A 14289-nucleotide genomic window follows, 5' to 3' on the forward strand; every position below is an offset into this window, starting at 1 on the left:
CTTGCCGATCGCCGGGTGTTCGGCCAGGGCCTCTTGCCGATCGCCGGGTGTTCGGCCAGGGCCTCGCCGACGTCGCGGCCGCCGGAAACCACCGTGAGGAGGCCGTCGGGGAGTTCCTGGTTGAGGATTTCGACCAGGGCCAGGACGGAGAGCGGGGTGTATTCGGAGGGCTTGACCACCACGGCGTTGCCCATCCGCAGTGCCGGTCCGATCTGCCAGACGGTGATCAGCATGGGCCAGTTCCAGGGCCCGATCGCGCCGACGACGCCGATGGGCCGGTAGTGCAGTTCGGCGCGGGTTTCGCCGTCGTCCACCACGGTTTCCGCTTCCAGGGGCGTGGCGGCGGCGGTGCGGAGCCACGCGGCGCAGGCGCCGACCTCGAAGCGGGCGTTGGGGCCGTTGAGCGGCTTGCCCTGCTCGCGGGAGAGCAGCCGGGCGAGTTCCTCGGCGGAGCGTTCGACGGCGTCGGCGGCCTTCAGCAGYGCGGCGGACCGGGCGTCGTGGCCCAGCGCGGCCCAGGCCGGCTGCGCKGCGGCYGCGGCGGYGATGGCGTGCTCGAGGTCCTCGATCCCGTGGACCGGGGCTTCACCGACCGSCTCGCCGGTGGCCGGGTCCAGGATGGTCCGGGTCGGGCCSGASGCCGGGGTGATCGAGGCMAGAAGGGCGTCGTAGGTTTCCATGGTTACTCCACATCGAGTAGTTGAGGCACTAAGAGGCTTGTGCACGGGCAGCTCTGTCATGTCCGAGTYTCCTCCGGCGCCGGACGYGCAGTCTTGTCTTTGCGCGAACTGCACTTGACCCAGTGCGAATGATCACCGCGGTCCCGGATGCCGCTGCGCCGGATGCCGCGGKYCTGGATGCCACTGCGCTGTGGAACAACAACCGGTCACTGATCGACAAAAGGGTGACGGGCATCACCTGCCATGCTGGTTTGCACGGTGCMAGGCACCTCCCATTTCACGGCGCTTTTCCCAGACTGTTTTCCCCAGACTGTTTTTCCCAGACCGCAGGTCCCAGATCGACATTTCCCAGCACTCATGACCGTTAAGAAGGATCCGATGAGTATTTCAAATTCCGAGTCCCGGACCGCGGAGGCCCGTCCCCGCGCGGAGCATTCCACTGCGCTGCGCGCCGGCAGCGTCGGCGTCATGGGCATTCTCTTYTTTGTCTTGTCCGCCCAGGCGCCATTGACCGGCATCGTCGGAGCGTCACCGCTGGCCGCGGCCCTCGGGAACGGGGCCGGGGCGCCCGGGGCATATYTGGTGGTGGGCATCGTCATCGTGATCTTCGCCGTCGGATTCGTCGCCATGAGCCGCAAGATCCAGGCCAATGGCGCCTTCTACGCCTACGTCACCGCCGCATTTGGGCGGAAGATTGGGGCAGGAGCTGCGTGGCTGGCKCTCCTCGCGTACAGCACGGTCCAGGCCGCGATGTACGGGCTGTACGGCGCCGCGTTCTCGGGTGTCCTGGGAACCGCCGGCATTGAGGTCCCCTGGTGGCTGCTGGCCGTGATCACCATGGCGGGAGTGCAGGTGCTGGGATCCCTCAACATCGAACTCGGGGCGCGGGTCCTGGCGGTGCTCGTGGGCCTGGAAGTCGCCATCCTGCTCATGTTCGGGTTGACAGTGCTGTTGCGCGGCGGTGGGCCGGAAGGAATCAGCCTGGCGGCATCCTTCTCTCCCGCGGCGATCGGCGCCGGGGCCCCGGGGGTGGCCATCATGTTCGCTGTCGCCTCGATGTTCGGCTTTGAATCCACGGCCATCTACTCGGCCGAAGCCAAGGATGCGCACCGCACGGTGGCCCGCGCCACGTATCTGTCGGTGGGGGTGATCTCGGTGTTCTTCTCCTTCATTTCCTGGATGCTGGTCAGCTACTACGGCCCCTCGCACGTCATTGATGCCGCGGGCGCGGCTCTCGAATCGGGCGATTCCACCGCCTTTGTGCTGACACCGATGGTGGAGCTGTTCGGGCCATGGGCCGGAACCGTCACCGGCATCCTGCTGGTGACGTCCCTGCTCGCCGGCATCATCGCCTTCCACAACGGCATCAACCGCTACCTCCACTCGCTGGCGCTGCGCGGATCGATGCCCGCCGCCTTGGCCCGGACCAACCGGCACAAGGCCCCCGCCGTCGCTGCCCGGATCCAGACCGTCATCGCGCTCCTGCTGGTGGCGCCGTTCGCCCTGCTATCCCTGGATCCCGTCCTGACCCTCTTTTCCTGGTTCAGCGGGCTGGCCGTGGCGGCGCTGCTGGTGCTGTACATGCTCTGCTCCCTGGCCGTCGTCGCGTACTTTCGGCGCGAACGGGAAGCCGGCCAGATCTGGCAGACTGCGGTGGCGCCCGTGCTCGCCACCCTGCTGCTTGGCTGGGTCCTGTTCCTCGTGATCAGCAACTTCACCGCGCTGATCGGCGGCAGTGCTGAAACGGCCGTGGGCCTGCTGATGACAGTCCCCGTYGTGTTTGCGGCCGGCGTGCTGGTGGAAATCGGCGTGGAACGCCGGGCAGCGAGGGCAGGGATCGCGGCGTAGCGAGGGGCCCTGCCCTAGGGCAGGGCCCCTGGCCCGCTCTGGATGTCTTATTTCGACACGTTTATCCTCGTAGCTGGAACTCGTTCCGTAACATTGGAGCAAATACAGGCCTCGGCTTGCCAAGCTAGCGCTAAAGGACTAATGCATTGTCACTCGAATCACTGCCCGTCCTGGACTTCTCCCGATTGACTGCAGGACCGGAGGAGGCCTCCCAGTTTCGGGACGACCTGCGTAACGCCATGCATGAAGTCGGGTTCCTCTATCTGGCCGGCCATGGCATTCCGCAGGAGCTCACTGACGCCATGCTCGAGGTCTCACGCCGCTTCTTCGAACTGCCCGAGGAGCAGAAACTCGCCATCGAGAACGTCCACAGCCCGCAGTTCCGCGGCTATACCCGCGTCGGCGGCGAACTCACGGACGGAGCTGTTGACTGGCGCGAGCAGATTGACATCGGCGTCGAGCGTGACGCGGTGAAGCCGGGCGCCGGTGTCGCCGACTACTGGCGCCTGGAAGGGCCCAACCTGTGGCCGGAGGCGCTGCCTGAAATGCGGGCGATTGTCTCTGAATGGACCGAGCGGCTGAGCGCCATCTCCCTCACCCTCCTGCGGGCCCTGGCCGTGTCCCTCGGAGCACCCGAGGACACCTTCGACGCGGCCTTTGCCGCACGGGCTTTCCCGCTGCTCAAGATTGTGCGCTATCCCGGGGAATCCAACCCGGAGCCGAAGCAGGGCGTCGGTTCCCACCGCGACGGCGGCGTCCTGACGCTCCTGCTGGTGGAACCCGGAAAGGGCGGCCTCCAGGTCGAGTACCAGGGGAAGTGGATCGACGCACCCCAGGTGCCCGGAACATTCGTGGTCAACATCGGCGAGATGCTCGAGCTGGCCACGAACGGCTACCTCAAGGCCACCCTGCACCGCGTGATCTCGCCCCTGCGCGGCACGGACAGGATCTCCCTGCCGTTCTTCTACAACCCCGCGCTGGACGCGACCATGCCCAAGCTTGCGGTGAGCCCGGAGTTTCAGGCCAAAGCCCGTGGGCTCTCCGTTGACCCGACCAACAGCCCGATTCTGGAAACCTACGGCGATAACGCCCTTCGCTACCGGCTCCGGGCCCACCCGAACGTTGCCGCAGACCACCATGCGGATCTGATCACGAGCTGACGTCCCCGCGGCCCTGGCGACGGCGGGTGCATTCGGCCGCCGGCGGCGGCGGGCAACGAAGGTCCTGCTCAGGCGCCGCGGCGCCAGTCGCTGGGGGATTCGCCGAAGGCATCGCGGAAGGACCGGCTGAAGTGGGCGGCATCCAGGAAGCCCCAGCGCCCGGCCACGGCCCCCACCGGCATCCCGGCCAGGAGCGGATCCCGCAGCTCGCGTCGGGCCCCTTCCAGCCGCTGGGTCCGGATCCAGCTCGCCACGGTGGTCCCGGACTCGTGGAAGACGTTGTGCAGGTGCCTGGTGGAGATGAAATGGGCCGCCGCGATGGAGGCTGGCGAGAGCAGCGGATCGGCCAGGTGGGCGTCGATGTACTCGCGGACAGAGGCCGCCAGGAGGGCCTGCGGCCGCATCCGGTCCGCGGACATGTCCAGCTCCGAATGCAGCATCGTGGAGACGAGATCGAGGGCATTCGTGGCCAGGCGGGACCCGCTCGGGCCGCCCAGCGCGTCCAGGTTCTCGGCAAGATGGGCGATGAAAGGCCCGACGATCGCGGCGAGGCCGCCGTCGGCGGCCATCCGCACGGCCGAGAGCTGGGCGATGCAGTCCGGCGGCAGGGACAGGGCGTCCCAGGGGAACATCACCACCATGAGCCGGGCGTCCTCCTCGAAGGCAAGCGTGTACGGGCGGCTGGTGTCGTAGATGGAGAGGTCGCCCGGGCGCAGGACGGCCTCGCGGTTGTCCTGGATGAGGAGACCGGTGCCCTGGAGCTGGAGATTGAGCTTGAAATAGCGCTGGTTGGACTGGGCGATCAGCGCCGGCGTGCGGTGCACTTCATGGCTTGTCGACGAGACTTCGACGATCGCCACCCGGTCCAGCTTGCGGGCCCGCATGCGGCCACGGAAATGGTCCGCATCGGCGCACGAGGCAGCCAGCGGAACGAAGGACTCCGCGACGAGGTGCCTCCAGTGCTCAAACGAGGCCGCTGTGCTGGTGTGGACGTCCTGTCCGGCGGCGATGGCGGCAATGGCGTCGCTGGCGGCACTGTGGGTTGGGCGGACTGCAACTGCGGTCATCGAAGATCCTGACGCCGTCGGAGGTGAAGGGACTGCACCGTTTCCGGGAACTGTGTCGTGGGACACAGTCCTTTCAGGGTAGCGGCGCGGCGCGCAGCTGTCATCTTTTTTCGACGTTCGGCGAAAAAAGATCTCCGGTCATCAAAGATAATCGGGTGCCTTTTCCAGTCCGAAGTAATCCTCCAGGGCGGCAATGCCGGTGTCTTTCATGTCCTGGGCGACGGCCCGTCCGACATAACGCATATGCCATGGCTCGTAGGTGTAGCCGGTAGTGCCCTCGGCGCCGGCCGGATATCGGATGATGAACCCGTACTCCCAGCCGTGCGTGGCCGCCCACTTCCCCGCGGGGGTATTTGCGAAGCAGGCCTGCAGGGCGCAGGTTCCGCTGGCATTGCCGATGTCCATGGCCAGGCCGGTCTGGTGTTCACTGTAGCCGGGCCTGGCGGCAAGCGTGTCCGCCGTCGCCTGTCCGTACTGGCGGACGTAGCTGTCGTAAAGGCTGGCCTGCTGGCTGAACGAGCGGTAGCCACTGATTGGCAGGATATTCACGCCGGCCGACTTGGCGGCTCTGGCAAACTGCTTGTAGGCGTCCGCGGCCTGCGCGCGCAAACGTTCCCCCTGGACTGCGACCAGCGACCCCGGCACGTACCCGGTCGGGTTCAGCTGCCGGTGCTTGTTGACTACCACCTGAAGGCTGGAGGCCGTGTCGAGGTCGTAACCCGCCGAGGCCACTGCCGTCACCGGCGGTGCGATCATGCCGAGCGAAAGCACCAGACCCGCCACGGCACCTGTCATCCTGCTGATTCTTCTAAGCATGATTGCCCCCAAGAAGTGTCCGGAACAAGATGGGGGAACAGTACCCGTCTGCAGGTGCGCCGTCGAGAGGGTCGCGGTCAAGAGCCGGCGGAGAGGGCAGTCGAGCGGGTGCCGCCGGACGGTACGCTCACGCGAGACTCATCCGCGCGGCACCCGCGCGCAGGGAAGGGGCCGGCTTCCGTCGGTCGGCCCGCCTAGCTTTCCAGCAGGGCCAGGAATCCCTCCAGCTGCCCTTTCAGGCCGAGCTCCATCTGGCCTTCGGGAGCCAGGGCCGCTGCGATCTGCGCGCCGAGGAGGAAGTTGAGCAGCTGCCCGGCCAGTACGGAATCGGCGACGGCTGTGGTGAAGGCGCCGGATTGCCGCGCCTCGGCAAGGTGCTGGCATATCTCCGCAAGCCATTGCTCCATCGAGTCCCGGTGGATCCGGGCCTTGCCGGGATCATTGATGGCTTTTTGCCAAAAGGGAATGACAATCCGGGCCTCGTTGATCCGCTCCTCATCCAGGGGCAGCACCTCGATGCAGAACGACCTCAGGGCTGTAAGTCCGGACTGCCCTGCGGTGACCTCCGCGATCCGTTCGTTGGTGCGGTTGAAGACGTGCCCGAACGCGAACGTCAGGAGGTCATCCTTCGTGGGGAAGTAGGGCTTGAGGGCCCCGTTCGCGAAGCCGGCCTCCAGGGCAATCTCCCGCATGGTGGCGCTTTCGATGCCGAGCCGGGCGATGGTCCGCCATGTCGCGTCGACGAGTTCAAGCCGCCGCTGGTCGTGGTCGACAATCTTTGGCACCGGGCTCCCCAATTTTTCTTGCGTCGGACTCCGTGGCACAGCTTACATTTCCGTATTCTCTGCAACTATAGAAAATAAAGTTCCGACCCGCCAGGGTCCCCGAACGGAGGCCGTGGCGGTGTGCCTGCCGTGCGCCGGGCACATCTGGCGCCGCGGCCGGGCCGGCGCCCTTCGCCAGGTCATGGCCGCGCGCTGGCGATGACCGGGGTGCTGCTGGCGGTCATCGCGCCGGAAATGACGACGGCGCTGCTCGCCGCGACGCTCTTGGCCCGGCTCCGGGCACGGCCCCACCCGGCCGAATGAGGGCAATCCAAGGTAAAAGTGCGGCCAACACGCGGCCACCGCAGCTGAGGCGGGTCAGTCGTTGAACAGCCCCGCCAGGTCCTCGGCCGTCAACGCCCCGCCGGTCAACGCGTCGCCTTCCATGACGTCGGCGAAGAGCTGGGATTTCTTCGCCTTGAGCGCCATGACCTTTTCCTCGATCGTGTCCTTGGCGACGAGCCGGTAGACCATGACGTTCCGGGCCTGGCCGATCCTGTGTGTGCGGTCCACGGCCTGGGCCTCGGACGCGGGGTTCCACCACGGGTCCAGCAGGAACACGTAGTCGGCCTCAGTCAGGTTCAGGCCGAAGCCGCCGGCCTTGAGGCTGATCAGGAACACCGGGGCGGCGCCGTTCTTGAACTCGTTCACGACGTCGGTGCGGTTGCGCGTGCCGCCGTCGAGGTAGCAGAACTCGATGTTTTCTTCGACGAGCCGCTCCCGGACCTTGCCCAGGAAGCCGGTGAACTGGCTGAAGATCAGGGCCCGGTGGCCTTCGGCCACGAGGTCCGCGAGCTGCTCGAACAGGACGTCGAGCTTGCTGGAGCGCACCCCGGACAGGGAGGGGTCGATCAGCGAGGGATCCAGGCTGAGCTGCCGGAGCAGGGTCAGCGACTGGAAGATGGTGAACCGGTTCTTGTTGACGTCCTCAATCAGGCCCAGGATCTTTTGCCGCTCCCGCTGCAGGTGCGTCTGGTAGACCTTCTGGTGCCGCGGATTCAGCACGACTTCCAGGATCTGCTCCTGCTTGGGCGGCAGGTCCTTGATGACCTGCTCCTTGGTGCGCCGCATCATGAGGGGCCGGACCCGCCGCCGGAGCTTATCCAGCTGCCCCCTGTCCCCGTTCTTCTCCACCGGCTTCTGGTAATACTCGGCGAACCGTTTGGGGCTGGAAAAGAGTCCGGGGGCCACGATCGAGGTCAGGGCCCAGAACTCCATCAGGTTGTTTTCCAGCGGGGTGCCCGTGATGGCGAGCTTGAAGCCGGCCGGCAGTTTGCGGGCGCACTGGTAGGCCTTGGACTGGTGGTTCTTGACGAACTGCGCCTCGTCCAGGACCAGGCCGGCCCAGGCCTGGGCGGCATAGGCCTCGTAGTCGATCCGGAACAGGGCGTAGGAGGTGATGATGATATCCGCGCCGGCCATCGCCTCGGACGGGTCCGAGCCGCTCTTGGCGAAGGTTTCGCCGATGGCGCGCACGCTCAGCCCCGGGGCGAACCGTGCGGTCTCCGCCTCCCAGTTGCCCACCACGCTGGTGGGGGCAACGACAAGGAACGGCGCGGTCCGGGCAGCGGGCGCCTCCGGCGTTGGGTCCGGAGTTGTGTCCGCGGTTGAATCGGAAGTTGAGTCCGGTGTTAAGTCCGCGGTTGAATCGGCGGAAACGACGGCGGCGGCGGCGTCTTTCGCGGCGCAGATCAGCGCCAGGGCCTGCACCGTCTTGCCCAGGCCCATGTCGTCGGCCAGCACGCCGCCGAGGCCGTGGCGGTACAGGAAGCTCAGCCAGTTGAAGCCCTCCAGCTGGTACGGGCGCAGCTCGGCGTTCAGCGTCGCAGGCAGGGGGAGGCCCTTGATGCCGCCTTCCAGCAGGCCGCCCACGGATTCGCGCCAGGCGGCAGCCTGTTCGTCCACGATGCCCAGGTGCGCGAGCTCGTCCCACAGCCCGGCCTGGAAGCGGCTGATCTGCAGGGGAGCGTCCTTGTCTCCGGGGTTGTCCTGCAGGGAACGCGCCTCGTCGATCAGGGCCCGGAGCTGGTGCAGTTCGGGCAGGTCCAGGGAGAAGTACGCCCCGCTGGGCAGCAGCATCCGGGTCTGGCCGGCGGCGAGGGCGGAAAACAGGGCGGCGAAGGAGACCGGCTGGCCCTCCAGGGTGATCACGATGCCAAGGTCGAACCAGTCACGGCTGTCCGTCGCTTTGGTGGAGATCGCCACCACGGGGGCCTCTTCGGCCTCGCGGTAGTCCGCAATCTCGCCGGAGGTATCCACGGAGACGTCGGGGAGGTCCCGGAGCCGGGGCAGTACGTCCTCGGTGAACGCCAGGGTGTCCAGCCCGGCCAGTTCTGCCGTGGCGGCAAGGCGCGGCGTTCCCCAGCCGCCGGTCGCGGATTCGCCCAGCGCGGGCACCACGTCCCAGGGCTGCCCCACGCCCTCGAGGATCCGGGCCTCGGCGGGGTCGTCCCGGTAGCCGTGGTCGCCGGGGTGCCGCCACAGCGGCTGGGCCGTGACGAGGTTCCCGGACGTGTAGTGCCATTCCCAGTGCAGCCTGACCCGGTGGTCCGCACCGTAGTTGGCCAGCAGGGACAGGGTGGGCACGGCCAGCGAGGGCAGCTCCACGGATTCGTCGGAGGCCGTCACCCGGGCGGTCTGCTTGAGCTTGGGGTAAAAACCGGTCAGGAAGCGGCTTTCGTCCCGTGCGGGGATGTGCAGGGTGGTTCCGCCGGTGACGAAGGTCAGCAGTTCCTCGCTGAGCCCGCTTTCCAGCGGGGCCAGGGTGATGACGGGGTCGGCGGGGGCGACGCCAGGCAGGGCGTCGCCGTCCGTGGCCAGGAAGATCCCGTGTGCCGGGCGGCCGATGGTCCCGACCGTCGCCGGATCCACCACTTCGCCTTCGACCGTGATGGTCGGCGCGAGCGCGAGCCCGCCGTCCTCCCCTCCGGTGCCGAACCGCGCCAGGTTCAGTCCGACAGCGGCAGGCTGCTCGACGAACCGCACCGGCTCGGCGCCGCGGCTGTGCACCAGGGCGACGCCGATCTTCTGGGCCTGGGACAACAAGCTCCACAGGTTCTTGCCGGCGTAGGTGTTCAGTCCCAGCCACAGTCCGGTGCCCGAGTGCTGGCGGTTCGCCACGGCAGTGTGGGAGGCGAGGAATTCCTGCATCCACTCCACGTGGGCCTCGTTGCATTCGCGCCGGTAGTTCAGGTAGCTCAGCGTGCTCCAGGAGACATCGCCGCGGATCCACTTGCCCTTGGCCCCCATGATCACGGGGCGTGCCTTGAGCTGCCGGACACTCCGGAGCGGATCTCGGCGGCCCGTGTAGGAAAAGTGCGGGGCGGGTTCCTCGACGTCGAACTGCAGCGCCAGCGGGGTGCCGTTGGCGGACGGCGCGATTCCCGGCCGGGCGATCAGGGGGCTCAGCGCCTGCTCCCAGTCGGCCATTTCCGGCGGCGCGCTCTGGCGCGACAGCCGCGTGGCCTCGGCAGGGGCCAACAGTTGCATGCGGGTCGCCGGGTTGTCTTCGGCGGCGAACAGCAGGGCCGCGACGTGCTTGCAGTCCTTGCGGACGGGGCAGCTGCAGACGCCCACCGTGCAGCTCCAGCCACTGGGCTTCCGGACAAGCTTCGCCGTCGTGGAGTACGGCACTTCGGATCCGCCGCGCACCTTCCCCAGCAGCAGGCCCGTGGCGGCGTCGAAGGACATGCCGGAAACACGGCTCCCCATGGCGTAGGCCAGCCCGGCCGCGAGGGAGCGGTCGTTAATCGCGGGAGTCTGTATTGCCAGTGCCGCACTCTCGTCCGGATGGGATGGCATGTGCGCGCTACTTTCGGCAGGTGGTCATCTGACCCATCTTACCGAGGCTTCGCGGGACCCGGAACTTCGCCGGTACCCGCGGAACCGCCGCCCAAACTTCGCCTGACGTTCAACTGGGGCTCGGCTGCCCGCCGTGAAGACCGACCTACCGTGGAGAGGTCCGGAGTATCAGCAGTGCCAGCAGTAAGGATTCCGAATGACCAACGGCGAGCCCACCATCCAGTCCGCCCCCAGCTACCCCACAGTGCTGACCACGGAGAGCCTCAAAGGCGGAAACGAGGACGTTGTCGACGCGAACGTCAACGTGGTCAACGCCATGTTCGAGGAATTGCTCGAAGCGGACGAGATCTCCCCGACCGCCCTGCGCAGCTACTACGTGGACTTCTACCTGACGCAGGCGCTGGCCGGCGGCTTCGCGCAGTACGTCTTCACGGTCCCCGAACGCGAGGACGTCGATCCCTACGTCCGCGAAGGCCTGGCGGCCATGGGCGGCGACGCGCACCTGGACCTCTTCAACCGCACCGTGGCCGCCTTCGGCGCCCTCACCGACACCGACGTCGACACCTACCTCGACGGCGGCAGTGGCTGGGCAGCCGTCGGCGACGACACAACCGAAGACGACACAGCCGAAGACGCTCCGGGGGACGGGGTTTCCGACGCCGTCCGGCGCATCGAAGAACTGGACGGGGAGTTCGAGTCGCTCCTGGAAACCGAGGACATCGCGGCCCTGAATGCCGCCTGGCTGCGCGGCCAGGAGGACCTGCTGGTCCTTGCCGAGGACGACCTCGACGCCCACATTGCCGGTCGGGTGGCCCGGGTTCCAGACCTCGCGGAGCGCCAGGCGGCCGCCGCGGAGGAAGCCCTCCTGGACGCGCCGGAGTTCGAACAGATCATCCGGGAGCTGTGCGACATCGCGGGCCACACCCTGGAACGGATCACCATGGGTGATCCCAACCATGAGCACAACGGGGAAACCACCCTGGCGTGGCACTTCACCACCGAACAGGGCGAATTCCTCATGCTGGAAGACGACGAGGAGGCCTTCATGCTGAACCCGCGCACCCAGGAGATCCTCGCCGCCGTCGAATTTGAAGAGGCGGACTTCGCGGAGGCCGGCGCCTAAGAAGCCGGCGCTTAAGCCACGTTCCCCGGTACGGCCGGCGCCTCCCCCCAAAGAGCAGGCGCCGGCCGTACGCCGGACCCGGCAGGCCTGGCCTGGCCAGCCGGAAGGGGCGGGCCGCTGGGCCAGCCCGAACGGGCGGGCCGCCGGCCAGCTCGAACGGGCGGGCCTCCGGCCCTAGCGGAGCCTACGGAACCGGCGGCGCGGTGATCATCTCTCCGGAGGGTGCCACAAGGAACCAGACTCCGCCGACGCCCTGGCCGTTGGTGTCCCCCGCGGCCGCGTCCTTGGCGAAGTAGTAGATCGGCATCCCGTTGATGGTGATCTGCATCTTTCCGTCAGCCGTCGGAATGGTTCCGATCTTGCCCGTGACGCCCTCAACGGTAGGGGTCGCCGTCGTCGAAGTGACCGCGGGCCACGACGTCAGGCACCCGGCGGTGCAGGCGCTGGTCCCGGAGTCCTTCGTGTTCTTGGTGAAGTAATAGACGCTCAGTCCTTGGCCGCCCACCACGATCTGTCCGTACTTGGACTGAGCCACCGTGAGCTCGGCAGCGGACGCCGGCGCCGAACTGGACGCGGCGGCGGACGACTCTGCAGGCATAGAAGAGGCGGCGGAGGTGGCCGGCGCTGCCGATGTCGGCGTCGTCGTGGTCGCACCGCCACCGCAGCCGGACAGTAGCGCGGCCAGGGCAAACGCGGACAAGCCAATGCTGAGGTGCTTCTTCATTGCTGCTCCTAGACTCGAGCCAGCCCAACTCGGAGGCCGGCGCTACCTGATAGGACGCCGTGGAGCGCGGAATGGTTCACGCCCGTGCCGTTTGCCTCCGCCGTTTATGCCTTCGACGTTTATGTGTGGGCGCTCCTGCGGCACACTGAACTATTGGGGCCGCCTGTACGTCTTACAGGCGGAGAGGCGCAGGAAATCAGCTCGGAGGACAAAAACCCGCAGGAGGTGGGAAATGCCGCTGGACGAAGACGTCGTGGCTGCCATCTACCGCGACCACGGGACGGCCTTGAAGCGTTTCGTCCTCAGCGCCTCCCGCGATCCCCAGCTCGCCGACGACGTCGTCCAGGAAACCGTGCTGCGGGTCTGGCAGCAGGCACCGCAGATCACCGGAAGCCTGCGCAGCTACCTGTTCAGGACGGCGCGCAACATCATGATCGACAACTACCGCAAGGCCCAGCGGCGGCCCCAGGAAGCCGGCGAACGGGATGTCCCGGACACCCCCGACGGCGCCGGACGGATCGATGAACTGCTCAACAAGGTCCTGATGGAGGAGGCGCTGCTGCGGCTCAGCGCGGAGCACCGCGAAGTCCTCGTAGCGCTCCATTACCGCCGCTACACAGTCCAGGAGGCATCCGCCCAATTGAAGATCCCCAGCGGCACGGTGAAGTCCCGGGCGTTCTACGCCGTAAGGGCCCTTCGGACCATCCTCGACGAGATGGGGGTGCAGCGGTGAACGACAGCGACCTGCATCAGCTCCTCGGCGCGTACCTGCTCGGCGGGCTGGAACGGGACGAGGCCGAAACCTTCGAACGGCACCTGGCCGTGTGTGCAGAATGCCGGCAGGAGCTCGACGACCTCGCGAGCCTCCCCGCCCTGCTCGACGCCATCCCGGTGCCCGACGCCGTCGCACTCACCGTGGCGGCCGCGGCCGCCCGGGAGAGGGCGCTTGTTCCGCCGGAACCGGTCCCCGTCCCGCGCCGGCTCCTGGATGAGATCGCCGCCCGCCGCCGGAAGGTGCGGCGGCGCTGGACGGCGGCGGTAGCCGCCGCGGCAGCCGCGTGCCTGGGGGCGGGAATCATGGTCGGCCCTTTGCTCAGCCAGCCCCCGAAACCGGACGCGAGCTACTCCGTGGCGGCCAGCAGCGGGCTGCAGGTCTCGGTGGGCCTCGTGAAGAAAACCTGGGGCACCGAACTGGCGGTGGACGGCCGGAGCCTGCCCGTCGCCGGGACCCTCTCGCTGTGGGTCAAGGACCGCGACGGCGGCGAGGACCGCGCCTGCGCGTGGACGGCAACACCCACCGGCAGGGTCCGGATCACCGGGGCGACGCCGGTGCAGCTGGCCAGGATCGCCAGTGTGGAGATGCGCGACGAGCAGCAGAAGACCGTGGCAGTCATCGCCGTCCCGCAGGGGTAGCGTCCGCGGGGCCTACATCTTCGCGAGTTTGGCCCGCATGGCCATGTAGATGCCGTAGCAGATCAGGCCGACACCGACGGCGGCCAGCAAGTACACGCCGAACGGCTGCTCGCGCAGGGCCTTCAGGCTGCCGTCGAGTCCGGTTGACTCTTCGGGGTGTGCCTTCACGGTGGCGATGATGATGAGCAGGCCCACCAGCAGCAGGGCGAAGCCTTTGGCGACGTAGCCCACCACGCCGGTGACCGTCACCGCGGTGCGCGCCTGCGGCTGGGACGGCATGCGCAGGTACTTGATGAATGACTTCTTGAAGCCGCGGATCGCGTAGACGATCCCCGTGACTGCTATCGCGGCGCCGATGACCACCAGGAGCGCAACGCCGCCCGGTGCCTTCATGAGGTTGATTGTCAAATCCCTGGTTGACTCGCGGTTGTCGGAGCCGGCCCCAGTGGCGACCGACGCGAGCGTCAGGGCGAACACGGCGTACACCACGGCTTGGACGGCTGCCTTGAGCTTCTTGGCGACCTTTTTCTTGGTCGGCAGGTGCTCGAAGTCGAAGATCGCGTCGGACGTCTGCCAGATGGCCAGCGCTACGCAGGCGGCAAACGAGGTCCAGAGCAGCAACGGCCCGGCCGGCTGGGCGGCGAGCTGTTGCACCGCGCCGCTGACGTCGGCCTGGCCTTGGCCGCCCATGGCAAGCCGGATCGCGACCAGCCCGATGAGGAAGTGCAGCAGCCCGGACACGGCGAAGCCGGCCCGTGCCACCACTTCGAGGGGCTTCGAATTCGTGACGTCCTCGGCGACGTCGGCGACGTCCTTCATTTCATCTTTGATGA

The 14289-nt window shown here is 67.5% G+C and carries 12 protein-coding genes; 5 read left to right on the forward strand and 7 right to left on the reverse strand.

Going from position 1 to position 14289, the window contains the following annotated elements:
• The coding region (locus AC1DEY_RS16160; protein ID WP_476868849.1) for an aldehyde dehydrogenase family protein at window positions 1-680 on the reverse strand (680 nt) is incomplete at its 3' end.
• A 378-nt stretch (window positions 681-1058) separates the two neighbouring features.
• On the opposite strand from AC1DEY_RS16160, the gene AC1DEY_RS16165 reads away from it, so the two are divergent.
• Both AC1DEY_RS16165 and AC1DEY_RS16170 read left to right on the forward strand, forming a co-directional pair.
• Complete coding sequence (locus tag AC1DEY_RS16165; RefSeq protein WP_476868850.1) at window positions 1059-2528, forward strand: APC family permease; 1470 nt, start codon at window positions 1059-1061, stop codon at window positions 2526-2528.
• Between the two features lie 146 nt (window positions 2529-2674).
• Complete coding sequence (locus AC1DEY_RS16170) at window positions 2675-3688, forward strand: isopenicillin N synthase family dioxygenase (RefSeq protein ID WP_476868851.1); 1014 nt, start codon at window positions 2675-2677, stop codon at window positions 3686-3688.
• 68 nt (window positions 3689-3756) lie between these two features.
• Here the strand turns inward: AC1DEY_RS16170 and AC1DEY_RS16175 are convergent, their stop codons facing one another.
• The 4 genes from AC1DEY_RS16175 to AC1DEY_RS16190 form a co-directional block, all read right to left on the reverse strand.
• Window positions 3757-4755 carry an AraC-like ligand-binding domain-containing protein gene (locus AC1DEY_RS16175; protein ID WP_476868852.1) on the reverse strand — a complete coding sequence of 333 codons (999 nt, stop codon included), beginning with the start codon at window positions 4753-4755 and terminating at the stop codon, window positions 3757-3759.
• A 141-nt stretch (window positions 4756-4896) separates the two neighbouring features.
• Window positions 4897-5550, reverse strand: coding sequence for a M15 family metallopeptidase (locus AC1DEY_RS16180; protein ID WP_476868853.1), 654 nt, complete (start codon window positions 5548-5550; stop codon window positions 4897-4899).
• 215 nt (window positions 5551-5765) lie between these two features.
• Window positions 5766-6356: a TetR/AcrR family transcriptional regulator gene (locus tag AC1DEY_RS16185; RefSeq protein ID WP_476868854.1), complete on the reverse strand. Its 591-nt coding sequence runs from the start codon at window positions 6354-6356 to the stop codon at window positions 5766-5768.
• A gap of 357 nt (window positions 6357-6713) precedes the next feature.
• Window positions 6714-10196, reverse strand: a complete 3483-nt coding sequence (locus AC1DEY_RS16190; protein WP_476868855.1) for a DEAD/DEAH box helicase — start codon at window positions 10194-10196, stop codon at window positions 6714-6716.
• A 196-nt stretch (window positions 10197-10392) separates the two neighbouring features.
• On the opposite strand from AC1DEY_RS16190, the gene AC1DEY_RS16195 reads away from it, so the two are divergent.
• Window positions 10393-11319 carry a DMP19 family protein gene (locus AC1DEY_RS16195; protein ID WP_476868856.1) on the forward strand — a complete coding sequence of 309 codons (927 nt, stop codon included), beginning with the start codon at window positions 10393-10395 and terminating at the stop codon, window positions 11317-11319.
• Window positions 11320-11503: 184 nt separating this feature from the next.
• Here the strand turns inward: AC1DEY_RS16195 and AC1DEY_RS16200 are convergent, their stop codons facing one another.
• Complete coding sequence (locus tag AC1DEY_RS16200; protein WP_476868857.1) at window positions 11504-12043, reverse strand: COG4315 family predicted lipoprotein; 540 nt, start codon at window positions 12041-12043, stop codon at window positions 11504-11506.
• Window positions 12044-12275: 232 nt separating this feature from the next.
• Between AC1DEY_RS16200 and AC1DEY_RS16205 the strand changes: the two genes are divergently transcribed.
• The gene (locus tag AC1DEY_RS16205; protein ID WP_441409564.1) at window positions 12276-12776 is read left to right on the forward strand and encodes a sigma-70 family RNA polymerase sigma factor; all 501 of its coding nucleotides are present in this window, start codon (window positions 12276-12278) and stop codon (window positions 12774-12776) included.
• Window positions 12773-13456, forward strand: a complete 684-nt coding sequence (locus AC1DEY_RS16210) for an anti-sigma factor family protein (RefSeq protein ID WP_476868858.1) — start codon at window positions 12773-12775, stop codon at window positions 13454-13456. The genes AC1DEY_RS16205 and AC1DEY_RS16210 overlap by 4 nt, the downstream gene beginning before the upstream one ends.
• Window positions 13457-13468: 12 nt before the next feature.
• Here the strand turns inward: AC1DEY_RS16210 and AC1DEY_RS16215 are convergent, their stop codons facing one another.
• A complete protein-coding gene (locus tag AC1DEY_RS16215) occupies window positions 13469-14275 on the reverse strand; it encodes a DUF1206 domain-containing protein (RefSeq protein WP_476868859.1) in 807 nt (268 codons plus the stop codon).
• Between the last annotated feature and the right edge of the window lie 14 nt (window positions 14276-14289).

The organism is Arthrobacter sp. 05T47, from assembly GCF_056395825.1.